This window comes from Alteromonas sp. R7 (genome assembly GCF_055755235.1).
On record NZ_JBVTQX010000014.1, the window covers coordinates 31,790 to 53,775 of the forward strand.

The window sequence follows — 21,986 nt, forward strand, 5'->3', positions numbered from 1 at the left end:
AACGCAAACTATAAAGCAACCATTTCAACGCTTTCTATTGGCAACAAGTCTTAAAAAAGTCTACTTCGCCGTTAGTGCAAATACCAAATTATCAGCGTCTACTTTGCCTTTCAAACCGCCTTCAAGCACCGAGCGCTCTAACCTTTGAATGTTGTAGTCCGCTGAATAAAGAGCGTCGACGGTTTTTTCGTTTACGCTAAAGGGAGGGCCGGCCATTTCATTCTGGTCATACTCGAAAGAAATGATTAGCTGGGGGGCGCATTGAGTAATGGCCATTAAATGCGCAGCATATTGCTCGCGAAGCGGGCTAGGCAGCGCGACTAAAGCGGCTCTATCATAAATGCCCGTAACGTCACCTAAGTCGCTTGATGTAAGTTTAAAGATATCACCTACGTAAATGGTTAAACCGTCTTTAGCGTAAATTTTACCGTTGGAAGTAGTGGTAACAGTAGGCTCTACACCTAGCTCTTCAAACAGCTGTATAATAGCCACTTCGCTTAGCTCAGCACCAACCACTTCACAACCCTTGGAGAGTAACCAACCAATATCTCGGGTCTTTCCACATAGTGGTACAAAAATGCGCTTTAAAGATGTGCTAGGACTATCGTCGCCAAACAGAAAAGACGCATACTTTACCAGAAGTGCATTCCCTTCAGGTTCGTGAAATCCAATCTCGTTCTTTTGCCATTTACTGTGCCAAAAACTATGTTCCATATAAACCTCAAGTAAGTAAGCGATATATCTCTAAAAAAACAGACGTTTTTATGAAGGGTATTAGAAACAAAAAAAGGTAGCGAGAAACGCTACCTTTTAAACAAAATTAGTTATCAAGCGGTGTATTGAAGTCTTCAGATAACTCGAAGTCACCTTCAACCGTTGTCACTTTGTTGTCTACAAAGTTAATCACCATTTGCTTTTGAAAATCTTCACCACGCTTTTTCATACCGCGCTTCATATCGTAAACGTAGTACCAAGTGTCATCGTCGAATGAGTCTTGAACAACAGGGTTACCTAGTACATAAATAACTTGTTCTTTTGTCATTCCAACGCGCAGCTTTTCCACATCTCTTTGATCAAGGAAGTTCCCTTGAGGAACGTCGATTCGATAAATCCAGTTCGAGCAAGCGGTTGATGTTAGTGTGATACCAAGAATTACTAATAGGTGTTGCAACTTCATGCGTTAATTTGTCCAGTATTGCCTTTGTTAGTGTCAATGAACTTCGCTAAAGCGAATTTCGAGACTGTTTTATTGCAAGCGCGAAGGCATGCTACATTGACAACTATGACCAATCAACTGCATTTTAGTTCGATGCTGCGCTTTTAAGCAGTTCTTTTGCATTCGCTAGCGCCGATTTGGTTACTTTATCACCGGCTAATAGTCTTGCAAGCTCATCGATCCTGTCTTGCTTCGTCAACGCCAACATCTGGGTTTCAGTACTTTCCCCGTCGGTAAGCTTGGTAACAAACAATTGATTATGTGCCTGTGCCGCTACTTGAGGTAGATGGGTAACACACATTACTTGCGATTGTTTACCTAATTTACGTAAAAGCCCGCCAACGATTGATGCTGTTGGGCCGCTAATGCCCGTATCGACTTCATCGAAAATCATAGTAGGGGTAGCGTGATGGCCGCTCGCGATAACCTGAATAGCCAGTCCTATACGAGAAAGTTCACCACCTGATACGACTTTTTCTAATTTGTCTGCATCTTGACCAGGGTTGGTAGACACTTTAAATTCTACGGTATCTAGACCTGTGCTCACCGGCTTCTTAAGTTCGTCGTATTGAATCTGAATATCCACTTTTGCGTGGGGCATATTCATTTGGCGAATTTGCACTTCAATATCTTCGCTTAGCTTACCAGCAGCACGTTGTCTGCTCTCAGAAAGCGCTTTGGTCGCGGTTAAATACGTTGCTCGTGCTTCTTCTACTTCGCCTTCAAGCGTACCTAACAGTGTTTCCTGTTCCGATAAAGCATTGAATTCGGAGGCTAGCTCTTGGTGATGCTGATAAAGTCCCTCTGGCATCACAGTATGTTTACGGGCAAGTTCCATCGCCTTCGCATAGCGCGCCTCAACTTGCTGTAAGCGAAGTGGATCGATCTCTAAGTGATCGCAGTAGCTACGTAGCTCTCCTGCCGCTTCTTCTACTTGAATTGCTGCATCATTAAGCATTGCAATGATTGGCGTTAAACTAGCGTCGTGCGCCTCTAATTCGCCTAAACGTTCAATACTGCTTTGTATAACTGACAGTGCGTTGCCTTCATCGCTTTCATATAAATTGTATACGCTAGTCTGTGCTTGCTCTAAAAGGCTTTGCCCGTTACTCAGGCGTTTGTGCTCTATTTCTAACTCTTCAAATTCACCCTCTTCAATGGCGAATTCATCAAGTTCTTGAACCTGATAAGTTAACAGCTGAATTCTGTCTTCGCGCTGCTGGGCTTGTTCTTGAAGCGCCTTTAACGTGCGCTGCTTATCACGCCAAAGAGAGTAGGTTTCTCTAACCTGCACTAATATGTCGTTGTGCTTAGCGTAACCATCGACTAATTCCCTTTGATGGTCTTCTTTCAGCAACTGTAGGTGAGTATTTTGACCGTGAATGGCCAACAAAAACTGGCCTAAGCCTTTTAACTGCTGAAGTGAGGCGGGAATACCGTTGATAAAAGCTTTTGAACGGCCTTCCTTTGAAATAACTCTGCGAATAAAGCAGCTATTCTCATCTTCATCTGAGGTGAGCTCATGTTCATCGAGGAAGGCTTTAGCTAATACATTGCCGTTTAGAGAAAAGTGAGCAATGATCTCCGCTTTTGCGCTGCCTTTTCGCACCGCATTTGCGTCGGCGCGCTCGCCTAAGCACAAACTTAAAGCATCAATGGCGATGGATTTACCAGCACCGGTTTCGCCGGTTATAGCAGTCAACCCGTTTTCCAGTTGAACCGATAATTGTTTTACAACAGCAAAATTTGAAATAGAAAGATGCGCTAACATAACCACACTCGAAAAAAGTTGAACATGATGATATATACAGTAACTGATAATATATACAGTATTTTTTCCGTGTAAAGTTAAGTCGTAAATATTTTACTTAAAAATTAAAGTGGATTGTTAAAAGTTTAAATAAATCAATAGTTTATAGAGCGTTTAAAAAGGAGTGGTTATGAGTAACCCATTAATAATAGGCTGCGCTAGATGCGTTCGTTACAGTGGTTATACAGTAGTAAATTAGCTCAATGCTAAGTAGCTGAATAACTCAAAAGCAAGCGGTAAACAATTCCACAACGCAGTAGAGAACCTGATAGCAAAAAGGAGAGCGTAAGCTCTCCTTAAAATTCAATTTCAATTAAATAGCAGGTAGTCCGAATGACTATGTGGTTTACCAGCAATTATACATTATTGCTGAAGTTCACCGCTGCCAGACTCAATGTGCGCGCGCACAAACCACTGGAACTGTTCTAAATCTGCAAGTTGGCCGGTGATCATATCTTCCGATACTGGGTCAATTTCACCTAAAAGCTCTAACGCTTTTCTATGGTCACCATTTACACCGTCATATACGGCATCCAGCGCCTTAAGGTGGTCAAGTACTAAACCTTTACCCAACTCATAATCGTTCCAGCTGCGACCTTCAACAATGGCTTTCGGTGTACCTTTAGGTACGCCACCTAACGTGGCAATTCGCTCTGCAATTGTGTCGGTCATTTCGCGTACCGCATCTACCTGCGGGTCCAACATTTCATGCACACCGATAAAATTTGGTCCTACTACATTCCAATGAATGTGCTTCAACGTTAACTGTAAATCTAATAGTGCAACCAATCGCTGATCCAATACCTTGATTGTTTTGGCAGCTGCATCGTTATCCATTCCAGGGGCTGTAAATTTGATATTGGTGTTACTCATGATATCTCCTATTGAATGCAAATAAGTCAGCGGGATGCGAAACATCATTTAGGCCAAATAACAAAGACCTTGTGCTGACGACTTGTTGTAATAGGTGCAACAGGTATGCCGAAAACTTATATTTCTATAAGTCTTGGTTTTCGTTAAGGAAATTAGAGAAGATTAAAAAATCTTTATTTTTCAAGCCTGTAGCAATCAAGAAAATGCTACAGGCTTATGTAATAAATGCACATGGAATCAACTAAATGGAGCAGGGAGGTTAGTAAAGCTTACTACCCCAACCTAACTTTTTACGAAGTACATTGAAGTAGCTGTAGCCCTTAGGGTGAACAAGATGGAGTTTGTCTACGCTTTTGTTTATTCGAATTTCATCGCCAGGTAGCACCGGCAGGACAATATGGCTATCGCAACTCACTTGTAGCGAGTCACTATTAACCTTTGATACTTTCATCGATACCTGACTGTCAGCATCAACAACGATTGGACGGCTGCTAAGTGTGTGAGGAAACATGGGTACCAACGTAAGTGCATCTAGTTTGGGCATAATAATAGGGCCGCCCGCTGATAAAGAGTAAGCCGTTGAACCTGTAGGTGTGGCTACTATTAATCCGTCGCTGCGCTGACTGAATACAAATTGCTCATCGATGTAAATTTCAAATTCCATCATATGGGCAACTTTTCCGTGGTGAAGTACCACTTCGTTTACAGCAGAGTTGTTACTTTTAAGCTTTTCGTGTCGATAAACTTCTACTTCAAGTAAGAAGCGCTCTTCTACTACGCATTCACCGTTAAAGATAAGGTCAAGTTGTTGAACAATATCATCGGGGTGGATATCAGTTAAAAAGCCGAGATTTCCGCGGTTTACACCGACAACGTGAATGTCAAAGCGAGCGAGCACACGTGCTGCACCAAGCATGCTGCCGTCACCACCTACCACAACGGCAAGGTCAGCCTCTTTGCCAATAGTGACAAGGTTACAGCTTTTGAAGTTTTCGGTTTCAAGTTCTTCAGCAATACTTTCCTCAACCAATAATTTACAGCCTTTTGCCAATAAATATTCGGCAAGAATGTTCAGGCTGTCGTGGGTTGCAGCGTGCTGAGGTTTTCCAATTAAAGCAACGGTTTGATAGGGCATGGAATGCTAATGTCCTTTCATTTCCAATGGTTGGACATTAGCACAGGTTTTTTGCAAAAGAAAAGCGTTAAACGGCACACAGCGCAAGGTTTAGCGATCTTCTAGCCGATTATAGTCGAGAAGACCGCCTTCAATAGGATAGCGCTCGCTAGACCATTGCATTAATTTATCACTAAACGCCCAAAAGTTAGGGTTGGTTCGGCGCATGCCAACATCGTCGAGCAGGGCTTTGTAATCGGCTTCGCTTTTAATGGATTTAAGCTTCTCAATCGAAGACGTTATCTCTGAGGCATTGATATACCAGAATGCGTCAGGGTAACTGCCTAACAAACCATGAACTAGCGTGATTGAATCTTTAGAAGGCTCCCGGTTTTCCTCTTCTTCAAATAGGCTATTTACATTGTAATGCGCGCTATTTCTAAGGGCAGTGAATACATCAATGTTGTCTGGGTTTTTGTCGTCTTGAATCACAATCATGGTAGTTTCAGGCATCAACGTCGCTTGTTGAGCAGGAAGTGAATCTAAGCGCTCTAATGCTTCGAGCTGTTCAGCTGATAGCAAACGTTTATTGTAGGTTGAGGCGTTCGGTTGAACCTTAGCCAAGTATTGCGATAACAATTGATAAAGTTCTTGTTGAGGATTATCTGTTTCGAACGCTATGCCAGAAGGTTGTTCGAAACTGTTGATATCGCCTTCCAAATAATCGGTAAGTTCAGGGCTCGCGTTTTGATACCAATCGTCAAGAAGGTCATGGCGGGTAGTTGGAGGAAGTAGATTAAGGAAGTTCGATTCACCTTCCATGCGCAAGAAATCCATATACAAACGGGTCATTAGTTGGTGACCATAGTTGCCGTAAACGTCGAAGCCCGCCACGAGTAAATAGTGAATTCGCTCTAATAAGGCATAGTCAATCACCCATGCAGTTTTAGTTGGCTGGCCAACCATCCCTTTAACAACTGTGGCATTATCGAAGTGACGAAATACGGTTAAGCTAGCATTAGTATTATCGCCGTCGCCATCCCATATACTCGACACACTCAAATGCTCTTCATTTTTGAATTCATTGTTCAAAAAGGTGGTTCTTGCACGCATATATTCGCCTTGGCGCTTTGCGTATTTAACCCAGTTTACCGCAAGGGCTGAGCTATCCTTTTCAGCGGGAAGGTGAAGGTTTTCTTTTTGAGAAGCGTAAAAAGCATTTACTTTTTCAGATGCTGCAATGTCTGGGTCGACAAAGAACACCCAGAATCGATCGTTAATGACGTTAAGCGCGACTTGTCCTCTGCACACGGGACCTTTGATATAACCCATAATGGTGTTTTGCGCGCGCTCAAGCATAAATCGATAACGACTTTCTACTGGCAATAAGGTAAAGGCCGTTAATGGGTTGGCCGCCACTTGGGGTTTGTATGATGGCAATGTTTCTACAGAAAATTCTGCGTCGACAAACCACGATTGCCATTTATCCATCAGTGTTTTATTAATGGCGTACGCTTGATGTGTTTTACTCACAATAGTTGAATGCACTGGCTGTAGACGATAGTAAACGCGCTCGACCTCCGGATCGTCGAAGGGTCTGCGAGTAGCAATAATATCTAACGCTTGTCCGGGTGGTGTACGCGAGCGCACTAGATTAAAAAACTGAGGCGTTTTACCTTTTTCTGAAATATCTTCGAAATAGAGGTGAGACGTAAACAAGTGTTCGTAAATATAGCGTGCGGAAAGCTGCATCTTGTTGCTATCCCCATTAAGCCACACTTCCAAATCAGTTATGTTCTCATTCAGTTCTTGTGAGAGCGCTTTGGGTAAAGGTAACGGCGCACCATGGTTTAACCACTGAATGAGTGTAGTGTGCTCTGCATCCGACAGGGCTGGCAGTGCGTAGGGCATGCCTCCCAGGGGCTGGCCTGCTATGTACCCGCCCATTTCATCTATTGTTGGGCATTGGTTTTGTCGATTTAAGCTTATATCGAAATTGTCACCTAAATGAGCGGTGTTGGGCAAAGGGTGCTGTTTTTTTAGTAAAAGCATTTGCGCTAGCACCGAAGATTGGGTCGGCGAAGCGTTAGGTTTTTCTTTCGATTCGAGCACGTCGAAAAAGCCACGCTCTCGCCATGCGTCTACGTTGTGGGCGTCGAGAAACATTCTATTGGGTTGGGCAGCGGTGAGTCGTGTCCCTTCATAGACTTTTTCTTTGTTAGCACCTCTGGCTATACCCTCTGGAGATGACATCTTTAGTTGGCATGGCGCATCGTAACAGGCGTGGCAGACAACACAGCGCTGCGTTAGTACTGGGTTTACTTGTGTGTCAAAGAAATTGTCGGGCAAATTTTCCATGGCGGGCATGACGTTGTTTGATGAAAGTAAAGGAGCGTCAGGTTTCGGCCATTGCCATATCGCTATAGCGATAATTGCTATAAGCAACGAAATCATACCGAGTTTCTTCATAATCGTAGTCCACAGAAAAGTTCTAATCAGTTTATCACTCATTTCACGTACGGTGATGTTAATAATTAACCATTAACGCTTGGCAATGGAAACAACCACGCATTTGTATGTATTTGGAGGAAAGCTGGAGAGGTAGTGGGGCGGTAACATTATTTTTACATTGTCATTGCTTTGGGCGTTGTACTAGGTATGCTGATGAAAAGAATTCGCAGCGAGGGAAACATGTCTCATCAAATTATTCTGCCAAGAGTGATGCACATAGGGAAAGGGGCGAGTCAGCGGGTTGCTGAAACGCTAAAAGGACTCAACTGCCATAAACCTTTACTGGTTACCGATAAAGTTATGGTCGAGTTGGGATATAGTGCTGCCATAGTGCAAGTGCTGGAGGAGGCAGGAATAAGCGCCGATGTATTTTCAGATACGGTGCCAGAGCCCACGGTGAGGTCTATTTATCGCGGTGTGGATGCATTCAAAACCCACGCTTATGACAGCATCATTGCTTTAGGTGGTGGAAGCCCCATCGATAGCGCAAAAGCCATCGCTATTTTGGGTAAGTACGGTGGCGAAATGCGAGACTACAAATTCCCGCGGGTTGTAGATGAAGCGGGGCTGCCGATCATTGCTATTCCCACAACAGCGGGAACGGGCTCAGAAGCAACGCGATTTACCATTATCACCGACGAAGATACCACAGAAAAAATGTTGTGTGTTGGTTTAGGGTTTATGCCAACGGCAGCCTTAATCGATTATTCATTAACGCAAAGTTTGCCTGTCCGCGTGACAGCCGATACAGGCATTGATGCGCTTACTCACGCTATTGAAGCGTTTGTTAGCCGCAAAGCTAATCTTTACAGTGATGCACAGGCGTTATCAGCCATGGCGTTAATTGCGCCTAATCTACGCACTGTATTTGCAGACCCAACAAATGAAACGGCGAGAGAATCAATGATGCTGGGCTCAACGCTCGCGGGCATTGCCTTTTCAAATGCTTCAGTGGCCCTTGTTCATGGAATGAGCCGGCCTATCGGTGCAGCGTTCCATGTGCCTCACGGATTGTCGAATGCCATGTTGTTGCCCGCGGTTACCGCCTTTTCTATTCCAAGTGCATCAGTGCGTTATGCACAATGTGCTCGCGCCATGGGTGTTGCTACGCAAAGTGACTCTGATGAGGTGGCGAATCAAAAGCTTATCAACGAACTAAAAGCGCTCAATGCAGATTTGCAGGTACCTACGCCTGCCGACTTCGGTATTGATAAAGAGGCATTTTTTGCAGCGACGTCAACAATGGCAAAACAAGCTCTGGCATCAGGTTCTCCCGGCAATAATCCACGCATCCCTACCATTGAAGAAATGGTTGCCATCTACGTATCTCTTTGGGAATAACGCTTTTGCGAAAACATTAAACGAAAAAAAGACTGCTCATTGCAGTCTTTTTTATGTGAAAAGAAATATTCTTTAAAAGCTAAGCGTTAAAAAGCTTGAGGGTTATCGAGCCGTCCAGCCCCCATCAAGCACCATGGTTTGCCCTGTGATATTGCGAGCACTGGGCGACATTAAGAAGCTTGCGGTATCTGCAAGTTCGTCAACGCTAACAAATTGCTTTTTAGGCATGGGCTCTAACATTATTTTTGTTATTACCTCTTCCTCGGTAAGGTTATTTTCTTTTGCCTGTGCTGCAATTTGTTTCTCCACCAATGGTGTTTTCACATAGGCAGGGCAAAGGGTATTGATAGTCACATCACAGTCACTCGTTTCAAGGGCGATGGTTTTTGCAAAACCCAAGAGCCCATGCTTCGCCGCTACATAAGCAGACTTATAGGGCGAGGCTACCAACGAGTGAATAGATCCTACATTGATAATGCGCCCGTAATTTTGCTTACGCATGGCAGGTAAAAACGCTTGGGTTAAAAGAGCAGGGCCAACAAGCATAATATTTATAAGCTGCTGCCACTTATCTGCAGGGAAGTCCTCGATGCGCGAAACGTGCTGAATACCGGCATTGTTTATAAGCACATCAACGGTATGTTTCCCTAGTACCTCAGGTAGCGCTGCGACTTGTTCTGCATCGCATACGTCTACCGCTACTGCGCTGGCCGATCCGTCTAAATGCGCAAGTCGAGTCACAGCCTCTTTTGCTGCCTGTTCGTTTATGTCGGCGATGATCACATGGTGCCCTTGTTTCATCATTGACTCAGCAATGCCAAAGCCAATGCCGCTTGCTCCACCCGTGATAAATATTGTGCGCTTAGTCATTGTTACTTCCGTTGGATTTATTTAGTGAAGGTGCACTATTTAATGAAAACAGCAGCTGTTTTACTGCGTTTATTTGTGCGCCGTTCCTGTTGGCGTAATCGCCAGAGGCATAGCCCCACCAATCCCAACAGCCTTGTGGATTTAACGGCATGAATAACGACTTCTTAGTTTGCGGATAAAGCACAACAATATGGTTGTCATCAGCCCATTCATTCAGCCCTGTTTGTGTAGTGTAGGCATCGCCTACGGCATCGGCATACTGGTTACAGCCGTGGAAACTAATATGGGCTCTGCACGGCTCGCCTTGTGCACAGCTTTCAGGCACATACACAAAACCTTCGCTTGCTAATGTTTTGGCATCGCCACCCGCTATTTTTTGCTGATCAATTGAATGAATTTGCCCTGACAGTGACTCGTCGGGTGTCGAAACATCTTCAACAAGATGAGAGAGCATGGCACCTGCTGCATCGTAATCGCAGTTTCCAATGAAGGGGCTCTCTGATTTCATGCAGTTAACCCCATTGTTTTTGGTGGGAAAAAGGTGAGCCATCGGTTTGTCATTGATATAGGCAATATTTTGTGTGTCTGTCCACAATTTGTATTGCTCAAATAATAAATCGCTCACTGGTGCAATCACTCTGGTGTCTTGCGTACCGTGAAAAAGCCAGACTTTTGTGTCTTTCATATTGGAAAGCGACGCAATTTTTCCTTCAGTTTCATACTGTTTGGCTTTTTCATTCAGCGCTTCAAGGTTAATTTCTCCCTCTACCTTGTTCACGCACTGTGCCAGGGCAGTGGTTATATCACCTTGTGCACAGAAGTACGGGCCACCAGCAATAACGCCAACGCCTTTTACCCAGTCGCTGTGTGCTAACTGAAATTGTGTTGCCATGTAACCGCCTGACGATAAGCCAGATACGGTAACGTTATTTAAATCAATGGTGAGTGAAGGGAGCGCGTCTTGCGCAGATGACTCGTTACCGTATACCGGTACACTAACGGCAAGTGCGCTTAATACAGACAGACAAAGCGCGTGGCGTAAAAAGGGGGTAGATTTCATCATTGCATTGCTGCCTTATCATTTTCTAAAAATTGGCGAATAGCCTGAGCCTGAGCGGATACATTCGTCACGCCTTCTAAATGACCTAATTTGCCATTTAGCGTAACCAATGTGCTGTCGTTATTCATTGCAGTTAAACCTTGGTGTGCACTTTGCGATAAGTAGGGCATAAGAAGCAAATCAGTTTGAGCTGGAATAAACAGCGTTTTCGCCTTTATCGACGCCAGCCCTTGCTCAAGATTACCTTGATGTCCAGCAACGAAGAGCTGGCAAGCTCGAACCAAATATAAAAGGTGGTTTGCGTCCATGGATTTTGCCCGGGTCTTTGCTCGCTCACGCAGCCAGTTCACAATACTGTGTGATTGACGTATGTCATTAAGCGGCGCCGACTCAACATTTTTATACCCTAACGTGTTGCCGGTTTGGTTGAAAAAAGAAGGGGTAAGGGCATTTTGCGTAATTAACATGAGCGAGGCAGCTAAGCCATTAAGAGGCGCTTGCTCTTTGGAATAAGTGCCGTTGTTCCAGTTTTTATCTAGAGTGATTGGCGTTGCCCAGTGTTCCAATGCCGCGGTAGTCCATGCATCGCTTTGACCTGCGCCGATAACTGAAATCATACGTTCAACCCAGTCTGGGTAAGCGCTCGCCCAATCGATAGCCTGCATAGAGCCCATAGAAGGCCCAATAACCGCATACAGTTTGCTAATACCTAAACTTTCGAGAAGTGCTTTTTGAACATTGACAAAATCACGTATTGTCACGACGGGAAAGTCTAAGCCATAGGGTTTGCCTGTATCTGGATTTATTGACGTAGGACCGGTTGTAATAACGTGAGGGTCGTAAGCATTTAGATTGGCCAGCGTATCAACGCTTATTACATAAAAGCGGTCTGTATCAATCGCCTTGCCGGGGCCGATAATACTATCCCAGTAGCCTGGCGCTGGATCGTTTTCATCGTACTTTCCAGCGGCATGAGAAGATCCAGAAAAATAGTGGGTAATCAGTATAACGTTACTCTTAGCATCATTTAGTGTTCCGTACGCCTCCCAGCCAACTTTTACGTTTTTAATTTGTTTACCACCAAAGGTTGTGAAATGAGGCATTTCAAAAACGCGTTTTTCTACCATCAGCGAAGCGCTTGGCAAGGAAGAAACGGGCTCAGAAGTAGGTGCTTTTGAAGAACTGAGCAATGGCGATGCATCGTCGGATTCGCCAGCAATGCCCTGGCAATGTACCGTCAACATTAGTGTGGCAAATAACCCCACCAAGGAGCGCTGCTTTTTAACTAAATACACCTCAAACAAATTTGCTAATGCTAACTGTTTCTGCACTCGTTGTGAGCTGAGCTGTTTCAATAGCTTATTGATGCCTTTGCTCTTTCTCCATACTAACGTGGAAGCTAGCGTCTTTTTCCAATTCATACTTTCTTATCCCTTTCTCTGGCCGCATTTTTAGATGGCAATGTTTTGCTAAAGTGACTTATATATCGTGCGGCCTTAGGCCATATCGTTGGCTTTGACTAATGCTACATAATGCTAAACAGGCCAATGGCCATGGCAAGGCCAATGACTGGCACCACAACAGTTAGCGCACCAACCGCCCAGTAAGCAGCCTGATGGGTTTCGTTACAAATGGCGCGTATGGTAGTAACCACATAGCCATTGTGAGGTAACGAATCTAATGCGCCTGATGATATAGACACAATTCTATGTAGCTGCTCTGGCTCTACGCCTTGGTCAAGATAATGCGGAGCCACCAAGGGCAAGGCAATGGCTTGTCCGCCAGATGCACTTCCTGTTAACCCTGCAATCACGCTTACGGCAATGGCCGCGCCAATAAGCTCGTTACCAGGAATTTGAGTCATAAGCGCTACTGTTGTTTGAAACGCTTCGGTGTTTTTTGCTATTGAACCAAAACCTACAACAGCGGCGGTGTTACCTATGGCGATCAATGCGCCGGTGGTACCCGCATTTATGGCAACCGGTAAACTGTGAAAATGTTTGTAGTTAATAGCCAGCAAACACAGTACGCCGCCGCCTAACGCCAGAATAAGCGCGAGCTGAGCGAGTTCTTCATGAAATAGAAACGAAATGACTAACACCACGACTAACGGCACAATTCCGGTAAGCGGGTGGGGTAGCGCTCTGTCTCGCACTTCAGGGTCGCTTGCTCTGGCTTCAAACACCTCGCCGTTATTAACGGCTTTTCTGATCATCTTAGCAAGCCACCAGTACCCGAAGCATGCCATGAATATGGCGACGACAAGGCTAACTTCCCACGCGGCAAAAGGGGAGGTGCCCAAATACTTTATAGGGATCCAGTTTTGGATTTCTGGCGAGCCCGCGGAGGTCATCGTAAATGTTACCGACCCGAATGCCATGGCAGCAGGTATGAAGCGACGGGGTAGGTTGGCATCTTTAAACAAACTCACCGCCATAGGGTAAACAGAAAACGCTACCACAAACACGCTTACACCACCGTAAGTCAAAATAGCGCAAGCTAGCACAACAGCTAATACGGCACGCTTGTAACCAATTTTGGTGATAATCCAGCGAGAAACAGCATCTGCTGCGCCTGTGTCTTCCATGAATTTACCGAATAACGCACCAAGTAAAAACATGAAAAACCAAGAGGCGATAAAGCCAGAGAAACCACTCATATAGGTTTGAACGAAGTTTACGTCGCCGGTGAAGACGCCGATATTATTGGTAATGGCAACTACAAGCGCACACAAAGGTGCGGCAATAAAGAGGTTCATTCCGCGTATTGTCAAAACAATAAGCAACAACAGACCGCCTACTAAGCCAATCATACTTAACATAGTTATTATTCCTTAAAAAATCTGTGACCGCAGATGATCCGAAACAGTTAAGTCGATTTAAGATTTGCTTACACTTAAAACCACAAAGTGTATACAAATCAGATAAAAAGCGTTCATAACAGACATAAAGTTTGACGTTACTTTTATCAAAATCCCATAGTACGATGGTACTACATACTATTAACAATTAATTAACTAAAGTGATTTTGACCGTAGGCAATACATCCGGCAGTGACCAGAACTTAGAACAACAAGGACTCACTATGTCTCAATCAATACACACAAATGGCTTGGTTTTACCCTACCAATCACATTCAGCCTCTGTTAGCACAGTAGAACGCAAAGGCGATTCAGTTAGGCTCCCCATTCGCAGCCTTTGTGCCCTAGCGGTGGCTAGCGTTTTAAGCACAGCGCCAGTATTTGCTCAGGATAGTCAAGCTGATGCCGATGCCGAAGCGCAAAAAGGAAAATTAGAACGCATTGAGGTGACAGCGCGAAAAACTGTAGAGTCGCTACAGGAAACGCCGGTAGCTATCACGTCTATTGGTGCGGTTGAACTTGGCGAGAAAGGGATTAGCGTGCTGACTGAAGTGCAGCAGTTTTCGCCCAACACTACGCTACAAACCAGTCGCGGTACCAACTCCACCTTGACGGCATTTATTCGCGGATTGGGTCAGCAAGACCCGCTTTGGGGCTATGAACCAGGCGTGGGTATTTATGTTGACGATGTTTATATTGCTCGCCCACAAGGGGCCGTACTTGATTTGTTAGACGTACAGCGTATTGAGGTGTTACGTGGCCCGCAGGGGACGCTTTACGGAAAGAATACTATTGGTGGCGCGGTTAAATACGTTACGAAAGAAATGACCGGCGATACACAGATGAACGTTGAAGCTACGGTAGGTAGTTACAGTCAGCGTGATATCAAAGTGACAGGTCAAATACCGCTGATTGAAGACACGGTGTATCTAGGCGTGGGTTATGCCAACTTAAACCGCGACGGCTTCGGCGAATATCTGGTAAGCGCGTTGCCCAATCAAGATAAAGAGAACTACAACAAAGATCTCTGGGCAGCCCGTGTAACGCTAGAAGTTCACCCGAGTGAAGATTTGTTTTTCCGTATTGGGTGGGATAAGACCGAAGACACATCAAATGCGAAAGGCGGCTACCGTTTAATCCCAAGTATATTAACTGATGCGCCCGTGCCTGATTCGGTTTTCGATTCGTACACCAGCTTACCTACATGGAATAAAGTCGAGTTAGAAGGCTATAACTGGCTGGCACGATACAGAGTGAATGATGATTTAGAGCTTAAATATATTGGTTCGCATAGAGAGAGCTATTCACCTACCAACATTGATTTTGACAATACGCCTCTGCCTATTTTTGATGTACCGGCAGAGTATGACGACAGTAATGATACTCACGAGATTCAAGCGAATTATACCGGGAACGCGTTTAGCTTAGTGTCAGGGCTCTATTTTTACGATGGTGAGAGTTGCGGTAATTTTGATGCCATTTTAGGTGTGTTAGGTCAATCGCTTGGCGCCCCAGGCTTGACGCGGGAAGTGACGGGCTGCAACAACTCAGAAAGCTGGGCTGCCTATGCGCAGATGAACTATGACGTAACCGATAAGCTATCGCTTTCGCTTGGTGCCCGATACACCGATGAAGAAAAGACCGCGTTTGTAAATAACGGTCTGGTATTCGCCAATGTTTATCCTTATACCGACTGGATTGATGGGTACGTACGTCCCGACGGACAATTAGTACCTCAAGTACTTGGGACAGACACCGATGGCGATGACGTGTTAGATGCGCCAGCGGTAGAGAGTTGGTCGCGCTTCACCCCTCGAGTGGGCGTGGAGTATCAAATGGACCGCGATACCATGTTCTTCGCGAGCTATTCACAAGGCTTCAAATCGGGCACGTTTAACCCTCGTGCTCAGACTAATGAGCCTGGTGTTGAACCAGAAGTCGTTGACAGCTTCGAAGTGGGTGTGAAGAGTGACTTAACCGACGCACTTCGTATGAATATCACATTGTTCTCTTACGACCACAAAGATCGTCAGTATATTGGTGTAGAAGGAGATTTGTCTGATCCAACAGCCCTTGACCAGCGACTGCGCAATGCTGCAGAAACGGCTGCAAAAGGCGCCGAGTTGGAGATGACGTGGGTAGCCACGGATAACCTTCAGTTTGACGTTGCTTATGGTTATATTGACTTTGAGATTAAGAAAAACAATGCAATCCCTCCGTTGATTGGTCTAGCAAGTACGCCAGAGAATACCTTTAATCTTAATGCCAACTACCTACTAGAAACGAGTTTCGGGGATATTACTTTCAACGCCAACTACTACTATCGCGATGATTATCTTATCTTTGAAACCAGCGATCTTATTCAACAAGATGCCTATGGTATGGTGAACTTAAGCGCGCGCTGGGAAAGCGTTGAAGGCGACTGGTATGCTGGACTACACGTCAAAAACCTGACCGATGAAGAGTATCTGGTTGGTGGTTATGACTTTGTCACGCAAGACGATGAAGGTAACTTTGGTCCGGGCCTTGGTGGCGATACGACACTTATCGGTTATTACGGTGACCCACGTACAGTTCACCTTACGGTAGGTTATCGATTCTAAACGGTATGTTCTGAAGAAGACCAGCAACACGTTTCACGCCTAGGCAATTGCGCTTAGGCGTGCTGACGTTTGCTCGACCTCTTTCGATTGTGTTGGCCGGCGGATATGTCGAGTAGTGAAGGGCGTGGTGCGGAGCCTTACTCAATAACAGATGCACCAATAACAGATACGCCAATAAGATTAACCTTTTTTTACCGGCGTGATAGTATGTTGATTAACAAGGTAGTTACAAGTTGATAGCATTATGTCTGTGAAAATCTTGATTGCTGACGATCATCCTCTGTTCAGGGCTGCGATGTGCCATGCGTTAGCTAGTGTGGAGCATATCGAACTTGTAGAAACTTCCACGTTCCCCGATACGCTCGCTAGTCTTGAAGAAAATGACGACATCGATCTGCTTTTCTTAGATCTCACTATGCCAGGCAATGAAGGGTTAAATGGCCTTGCTGAGGTACATGCGCTCTATCCTGATGTACTTGTTGTTGTTATTACCGCACAAGAAGAGCCTGATGTTATGGCAAAATCGTTTGCGTTAGGCGCAAGCGGCTTTATACCCAAATCAGCTTCGGTCGATTGCATTATTGACGCGGTAAACACGGTGTTAGACGGTGAAACTTGGATCCCGCCTTCAGTTCACAATGCATCAGCTACGATGCCAAATGCCACTGCATCGAATGCGAATGGCCACTCTGGCCAAGATGATTTCACAAACCGATTAAAGCAACTTACCCCTCACCAACTTAAAGTGTTGCGAATGGTATCAGACGGCTTGCTTAACAAGCAGATTGCTTACGAACTGGCCATTTCTGAGTCCACCGTTAAACAGCATGTATCTGCAGTATTGAGAAAGCTTGGTGTTATTAACAGAACCAAGGCCGGTATCGCGTTCAAAAATGCAATGCATTTAAGCTAAACGGAAAGCGAAAGACGTCTTCAAGACTATGATCATATTGATATCGTTTAAGCACTAACATGTATTAGATGCTTTCCACTAGATTAGGGATTTTCGCACGTTCGGTTCATCGTGCTAATTCGATCTCAATCAGCTCATGTGCTAGCGTAAGATTTCAAAGGATTAGTTTACTGGCGTAAAAGGATATTTATGACGCGATTTATTTTACTTTCCCTTCTTTTTAGTTCTTTCAATGCGTTTAGTGCCGTTACAGTATGGACAGATTTCACCCTAGACAACGGTCACGTTTTTTTGCCTGTTACCATAGAAGGCATCGAATCTCGGGTCATGCTGGATTCAGGAGCACAAATAAACAGTATCAATCGCGCGTTTATCGGGAAGCATAATTTAGACCTTGATAAAGGGCGCCCCGTGACCGTTAAAGGGGTGTACGACGTTGAAAGGCGAAACGCTTACAACAATGTAAACGTTGAAATATTTGGTAGTGATTTCGAGCTGGATTCCCTTGTCGAATCCAGCTTAGGTCATCACTCCAATGGTATGTTACTGGGGGCAGGTTTTTTCAATAACTTCATCGTTCAATTGGACTACCCCCACAGAAAAATTCGTCTGGTGACGCGTGATTCGATAGATATGGGGGAGGTGGCAAATGTTCGAGCCAACTCTCAACAGGGTAGTGGAATGCCTATCGCGCAAGTAGAAATTAACGGTGTTGCGTTGTGGCTATTAGTCGATACTGGTAACGCCGGTACAATTTTGATTAACCGTCGAGCGGCGTCCAAGGTTGGGTTGCTTGAAAAAGTGGAAGGCGCAAGCACGTCATTTGGTGCCAATAGTTCTGGGGTCAATGAGTTCGCTACGTCTGATGTCGTGAAGTTTGGTCCATTCGAGATTAGTGACGTTAAGGTTAGCTTTCCTGCTGAAGGGCAAAAGACAAACTTAGAAAGTCAGTATGAAAGAACGGGTAGCCGGATAGGTGGAAAGCGGGTAGTTGGCTTAATAGGCTATGATTTGTTGAAAGACTTCGTTGTAACACTTGATTATCGTTACGGGAAACTTCACATCGCGTTACCGCAAAAGTAAAACGCATCTTGATGCAAACCTGCTATCAAAAGAAGGCGAAATACCTACTGCCGTACTACAAATGCGATCACGAGTTCTCTATTAAACAAGCGATTGCTTTAGCAGTCGCTTAAGTGCCGCAGGCTTTAACGGTTTTGGCAGGTAGCTAAATTGTTGCTCCGCCGCTTCTTCTCTTATATCGTTACTTCTATTGGCAGTGACTAAAATCTTTAAGGCAAAACTCACGTTATTTTCAGAAAGAATCGCTGCAACGTCAAAACCGGTTTCGCCATAATTTAGGTGATAATCGGCGACGAGCACATCAAAGTGTTCTTGTGAAATACTCGACACTTCTGCTCCGCCCGCTATCAATGTTGTACTCCCTCCCCAATCTCTCAGTAAGGTACACATTGCATTTGCCACTTGCTCGTCATTTTCTACAAGTAGAAAACGGGTGTCTTTTAAAAATGCATTGTTGTTTTTATTCGCTGAGTCTAAAGAGGGCATTTGATGGGAGTGCGAGGAGACAGGGCGAGAACGGCTGTCTAATGCGCTTTTTTGAACGCTTACTGAATTATTTGGCGCACTTGCTGAGTTCTTCGTTAATACCGAGTTATTAAAAGGAGAGTCAACATGGTTAGTGTTACTTACGTGCGCGGTGGGTATCGAGGCTTCGCTTTGAAATGCTCTAGATACAGCCACACTGAAGCAGCTTCCTTTATTTGGCGATGAAGTCAGCCCGACTTCATGACCGAGTAGTCGACATATCTTATCTACAATAGTCAGGCCTAATCCAATTCCTTCGCCTTTGTTGTTGCTCTCTAGCTGGTGGAATTCACTAAATATTTCATGCTGTTGGTGGTCGGCGATACCTAGTCCGGTATCGTAAACACAAAGCTTTATAACCTGCTCGGTATTTGTGACTCTTGTGCGTCTCACGCCCACCAAAATACGGCCTTTTGCGGTATAGCGGACTGCGTTGGACAGCAAGTTTTGAAGCACCCGTCGCAGTAGCACTTTGTCCGAGTACACCATAACTCTGGTCGGTACATACCTGAGCTCAATACCTTTTTGCTTTGCAATGACACTAAATTCCTGCACCAATGAAGACAACATATCACTGACTGGAAATTCAGTCTTTTGAGGGGTAAGTACGCCAGCGTCTAATTTCGTCATATCAAGTAGCATTGAAAGTAAGCTCTGAGCATTGTCCAAAGAATTCACCACGCCTTCAGATAGTGTGGCCAGTTCACTACCTTGCGTCTTTTTGCTGAGCATGCTGGCAAATAATGTTGCGGCGTTGAAAGGTTGCATGAGATCGTGCCCAGCCGCGGCAAGAAATTTGGTTTTGCTCTCGTTAGCTTTGTCAGCGTGTTGTTTGGCTTCTTCTAATTCTGCTGTACGCTGCGCAACCCTTGCCTCCAAGTCTTCTTTTGCACTTTCTAATTCTTTTTGAATTGCTATGTATTCAGTGATATCGCTATAGGTAGTCACGTAGCCGCCACCAGGTAGCGGCGCGCCGTTAAGTTCAATCACTTTTCCGTCAGGCTGTTTGCGAATATGTTTATGACGGGTGCCTTCCAGCATGTAGCTAACGCGCTTTTCGATAGATGAGGGGCTAAACAACCCTCGGTTTGCGTTGTAGCTAAGTATATCGGTAATGGGCATGCCCGCTTTTAGAAATCCTTTAGGGTAGGCAAATAACTCCACGTAACGTTCGTTCCACGCCAGTAGCTGCAGTTTGTCATCAAGCACACTTATGCCTTGCTCAATGTTTTGCACTGACGATTGAAGTACCTCGTGGTTAAACTGAAATGACTGAGAAGCTTCTTCTACCCAGTCAACCAGTTCTGGAAAGCTATCGCTGCCTGTATCTGCGATGGCACCCAGTAATATACGAGCACTAGGTGCTCCTACTTGTGCGGCAAGCAACTTATTTACCCTGTCGATAAGCGCCTGACTGGCATAACCACTGCTAGCGGCGCGATTGACGTCAACTGATAGCTGCTTAACCAGTTGAGAGTGCGTGGCACTTTCGAGCACACGTTCGGTGAGTGCAATTAAGTCCCTCACTTTTACCAGTAAACGAGGTGTGTCGTGATCTGTGAGGAGCGTATCATTTGGCTTCATGCCACGTCTTGATGTAATCGATGCAACCGTAACGAATGTTAGGCAATTAGCCAATAAGGAAAAGGCAAAGCCCAAACCAAGCGCTTGGTCAGTGGGTGCTGGGTTGAAATAATAACTCGACAGTAAGCTTGGGTAGAGGAGGAATGCTGCCCAACATGTGAACCCTACCAATAAGGCGCAAATAGCGGCAGCTTTGTTGCTTTTCGGCCAGTAAAGACCAAACATAAGTGCAGGCATGCACTGTGCTAATAATGCAATAGCAATCACCCCGCTTTTAACCAGAGGTGCAGCCTGACTTATATTCAAGTGATACCAGAGCGCAATGCTAAGTACGACCACAACGGTAATACGACGTATAGACAGTATTTTGTTTGGCTGCATTGAACGATTGGGCGAAGTCTTTAGTCGCGCTTTTAGCCAAAGTGGCGTAACAACATTGTTCGAGATCATTATTCCCAGCGCCAAGGTTGCAACAATCACCATGCTGGTGGTTGCAGAAAGACCTCCTATGAAAGCAAATGACGACAGCGCGATATTTTCAGCATATAAAGGTAGGGCAAGCACATACGCATCAGAGCTCGTATCCACTGGCAGCAGCATTTTTCCTGCAAGTGCAATAGGAATAATAAAAAGGGTCATGCCAAATAAATAGAGGGGAAATAGCCACCTTGCTGTTCTAAGCTCCCCCTCACCGTTCTGCTCAACGAAGTTCATATGAAACTGTCGTGGCAAAACGAACATAGAGCAAACGCCCAAAACAACATGTGATACATAAACCCAGGGTGCGCTATCAGCATAAATGACTTCTCGAGCACTGGCATTTGAAGCGGCGTTAGACACCAAATCCAACACACCATCAAACAGGTAGAAGCAAACGAAAACACCTACAGCGCACAGGGCAACAAGCTTTATAACCGATTCAAACGCTATAGTAAGTAGCAGACCGGGGTGTTTGTCGGTCAAGTTGAGTGTACGGGTACCGAAGATAATGGCAAATAATGCGAGCAAGATAGCTACGTAGATACTTAACCATGGCGTGCTTGTATGCGCGTCGTCAGTCAACAAATTTATTGATTTCGTAATGGCGTCTAACTGCAGGGCAATGTAGGGCACTACACCGAAAAAACACAGTAAAGTGATAAGCGCGGCAATCAAGTGGGAGTGCTGGTATTTAAGTGAGATGAGGTCTGCTAAAGAGCTGATGTTGTGTTGTTGACACAGTCTGCTTATATGAAGCACCACAGGAAACGCAAATGCCATAGTCAGCATAATCCCTAAATAAGTAGGGATAACTGCCCAGCCATATTGTGCTGCTTGAGAGGTAGTGCCGAAAAATGCCCAAGATGTACAATGCACGCCCAATCCAAGGCTGTACAATATTGGGTGTTGCCGGTTGTCACGTAAACGCTTATCGCCCCAAAATGCTAAAGCGAAAAGCGCGAGGAGATAACAACCAACAATAGTGCCAACCGTCCAGATACTTAGCATAGATATTCCGTGTAGTTGAACGCATTTATTAGCGCAATTGAAAGCGCGTTTTATTGTTGATTTACATTAACATAGTTTTCACATGCGAGGTATCTTCTGTTGGTACACAAGCAATATTTCGGAGTTAATTATTTG

The 21,986-nt window shown here is 45.0% G+C and carries 15 protein-coding genes; 4 read left to right on the forward strand and 11 right to left on the reverse strand.

Annotation, left to right across the window (positions count from 1 at the left end; all coding sequences use genetic code 11):
* Positions 1-60: 60 nt before the first annotated feature.
* The 6 genes from tmpT to AC0J2X_RS18425 all read right to left on the reverse strand — a co-directional run bounded on the left by tmpT (position 61) and on the right by AC0J2X_RS18425 (position 7,467).
* On the reverse strand, positions 61-714 hold the full coding sequence (gene tmpT / locus AC0J2X_RS18400) for a thiopurine S-methyltransferase (RefSeq protein ID WP_049586815.1): 654 nt from the start codon (positions 712-714) through the stop codon (positions 61-63).
* Between the two features lie 106 nt (positions 715-820).
* Positions 821-1,177, reverse strand: a complete 357-nt coding sequence (locus AC0J2X_RS18405; RefSeq protein WP_012517879.1) for an outer membrane protein assembly factor BamE — start codon at positions 1,175-1,177, stop codon at positions 821-823.
* Positions 1,178-1,301: 124 nt separating this feature from the next.
* Positions 1,302-2,987, reverse strand: coding sequence for a DNA repair protein RecN (gene recN, locus AC0J2X_RS18410; RefSeq protein ID WP_472996284.1), 1,686 nt, complete (start codon positions 2,985-2,987; stop codon positions 1,302-1,304).
* A gap of 402 nt (positions 2,988-3,389) precedes the next feature.
* Positions 3,390-3,899, reverse strand: coding sequence for a DNA starvation/stationary phase protection protein Dps (gene dps / locus AC0J2X_RS18415; RefSeq protein WP_014976104.1), 510 nt, complete (start codon positions 3,897-3,899; stop codon positions 3,390-3,392).
* 259 nt (positions 3,900-4,158) lie between these two features.
* Positions 4,159-5,034 (reverse strand): NAD(+) kinase, encoded by an 876-nt coding sequence (nadK, locus tag AC0J2X_RS18420; RefSeq protein ID WP_014948959.1) that lies wholly within the window; start codon positions 5,032-5,034, stop codon positions 4,159-4,161.
* Between the two features lie 90 nt (positions 5,035-5,124).
* Positions 5,125-7,467 carry a fatty acid cis/trans isomerase gene (locus tag AC0J2X_RS18425; protein WP_472996296.1) on the reverse strand — a complete coding sequence of 781 codons (2,343 nt, stop codon included), beginning with the start codon at positions 7,465-7,467 and terminating at the stop codon, positions 5,125-5,127.
* 237 nt (positions 7,468-7,704) lie between these two features.
* On the opposite strand from AC0J2X_RS18425, the gene AC0J2X_RS18430 reads away from it, so the two are divergent.
* Entirely contained in the window at positions 7,705-8,865 is a 1,161-nt protein-coding gene (locus AC0J2X_RS18430) for an iron-containing alcohol dehydrogenase (protein WP_472996285.1), read from the forward strand.
* A gap of 102 nt (positions 8,866-8,967) precedes the next feature.
* On the opposite strand, the gene AC0J2X_RS18435 is transcribed toward AC0J2X_RS18430, so the two are convergent.
* From AC0J2X_RS18435 to AC0J2X_RS18450, 4 genes are all read right to left on the reverse strand, one after another.
* Positions 8,968-9,735 carry a 3-hydroxybutyrate dehydrogenase gene (locus AC0J2X_RS18435; RefSeq protein ID WP_472996286.1) on the reverse strand — a complete coding sequence of 256 codons (768 nt, stop codon included), beginning with the start codon at positions 9,733-9,735 and terminating at the stop codon, positions 8,968-8,970.
* Positions 9,728-10,798, reverse strand: coding sequence for an extracellular catalytic domain type 2 short-chain-length polyhydroxyalkanoate depolymerase (locus AC0J2X_RS18440; RefSeq protein ID WP_472996287.1), 1,071 nt, complete (start codon positions 10,796-10,798; stop codon positions 9,728-9,730). Before AC0J2X_RS18440 ends, AC0J2X_RS18435 begins: the two co-directional genes overlap by 8 nt.
* A complete protein-coding gene (locus AC0J2X_RS18445) occupies positions 10,795-12,216 on the reverse strand; it encodes an E22 family MetX-like putative esterase (protein WP_472996288.1) in 1,422 nt (473 codons plus the stop codon). The genes AC0J2X_RS18440 and AC0J2X_RS18445 overlap by 4 nt, the downstream gene beginning before the upstream one ends.
* A 104-nt stretch (positions 12,217-12,320) precedes the next feature.
* On the reverse strand, positions 12,321-13,616 hold the full coding sequence (locus AC0J2X_RS18450; RefSeq protein WP_014976110.1) for a GntP family permease: 1,296 nt from the start codon (positions 13,614-13,616) through the stop codon (positions 12,321-12,323).
* Positions 13,617-13,879: 263 nt separating this feature from the next.
* On the opposite strand from AC0J2X_RS18450, the gene AC0J2X_RS18455 reads away from it, so the two are divergent.
* The 3 genes from AC0J2X_RS18455 to AC0J2X_RS18465 all read left to right on the forward strand — a co-directional run bounded on the left by AC0J2X_RS18455 (position 13,880) and on the right by AC0J2X_RS18465 (position 18,254).
* Positions 13,880-16,258 carry a TonB-dependent receptor gene (locus tag AC0J2X_RS18455; RefSeq protein WP_338853361.1) on the forward strand — a complete coding sequence of 793 codons (2,379 nt, stop codon included), beginning with the start codon at positions 13,880-13,882 and terminating at the stop codon, positions 16,256-16,258.
* Between the two features lie 244 nt (positions 16,259-16,502).
* On the forward strand, positions 16,503-17,171 hold the full coding sequence (locus tag AC0J2X_RS18460) for a response regulator transcription factor (protein WP_239218319.1): 669 nt from the start codon (positions 16,503-16,505) through the stop codon (positions 17,169-17,171).
* 189 nt (positions 17,172-17,360) lie between these two features.
* A complete protein-coding gene (locus AC0J2X_RS18465) occupies positions 17,361-18,254 on the forward strand; it encodes a retroviral-like aspartic protease family protein (RefSeq protein WP_014976113.1) in 894 nt (297 codons plus the stop codon).
* Positions 18,255-18,335: 81 nt separating this feature from the next.
* Here AC0J2X_RS18465 and AC0J2X_RS18470 read toward each other — a convergent pair whose 3' ends face one another.
* Positions 18,336-21,851: a hybrid sensor histidine kinase/response regulator gene (locus AC0J2X_RS18470; RefSeq protein WP_342317469.1), complete on the reverse strand. Its 3,516-nt coding sequence runs from the start codon at positions 21,849-21,851 to the stop codon at positions 18,336-18,338.
* Positions 21,852-21,986: the final 135 nt, after the last annotated feature.

Excerpts from the sequence above, each read along its gene's own strand:
- tmpT (WP_049586815.1), bottom strand. The coding sequence starts at position 714 with ATGGAACATAGTTTTTGGCACAGTAAATGGCAAAAGAACGAGATTGGA.
- AC0J2X_RS18405 (WP_012517879.1), bottom strand. The coding sequence starts at position 1,177 with ATGAAGTTGCAACACCTATTAGTAATTCTTGGTATCACACTAACATCA.
- recN (WP_472996284.1), bottom strand. The coding sequence starts at position 2,987 with ATGTTAGCGCATCTTTCTATTTCAAATTTTGCTGTTGTAAAACAATTA.
- dps (WP_014976104.1), bottom strand. The coding sequence starts at position 3,899 with ATGAGTAACACCAATATCAAATTTACAGCCCCTGGAATGGATAACGAT.
- nadK (WP_014948959.1), bottom strand. The coding sequence starts at position 5,034 with ATGCCCTATCAAACCGTTGCTTTAATTGGAAAACCTCAGCACGCTGCA.
- AC0J2X_RS18425 (WP_472996296.1), bottom strand. The coding sequence starts at position 7,467 with ATGATTTCGTTGCTTATAGCAATTATCGCTATAGCGATATGGCAATGG.
- AC0J2X_RS18430 (WP_472996285.1), top strand. The coding sequence starts at position 7,705 with ATGTCTCATCAAATTATTCTGCCAAGAGTGATGCACATAGGGAAAGGG.
- AC0J2X_RS18435 (WP_472996286.1), bottom strand. The coding sequence starts at position 9,735 with ATGACTAAGCGCACAATATTTATCACGGGTGGAGCAAGCGGCATTGGC.
- AC0J2X_RS18440 (WP_472996287.1), bottom strand. The coding sequence starts at position 10,798 with ATGATGAAATCTACCCCCTTTTTACGCCACGCGCTTTGTCTGTCTGTA.
- AC0J2X_RS18445 (WP_472996288.1), bottom strand. The coding sequence starts at position 12,216 with ATGAATTGGAAAAAGACGCTAGCTTCCACGTTAGTATGGAGAAAGAGC.
- AC0J2X_RS18450 (WP_014976110.1), bottom strand. The coding sequence starts at position 13,616 with ATGTTAAGTATGATTGGCTTAGTAGGCGGTCTGTTGTTGCTTATTGTT.
- AC0J2X_RS18455 (WP_338853361.1), top strand. The coding sequence starts at position 13,880 with ATGTCTCAATCAATACACACAAATGGCTTGGTTTTACCCTACCAATCA.
- AC0J2X_RS18460 (WP_239218319.1), top strand. The coding sequence starts at position 16,503 with ATGTCTGTGAAAATCTTGATTGCTGACGATCATCCTCTGTTCAGGGCT.
- AC0J2X_RS18465 (WP_014976113.1), top strand. The coding sequence starts at position 17,361 with ATGACGCGATTTATTTTACTTTCCCTTCTTTTTAGTTCTTTCAATGCG.
- AC0J2X_RS18470 (WP_342317469.1), bottom strand. The coding sequence starts at position 21,851 with ATGCTAAGTATCTGGACGGTTGGCACTATTGTTGGTTGTTATCTCCTC.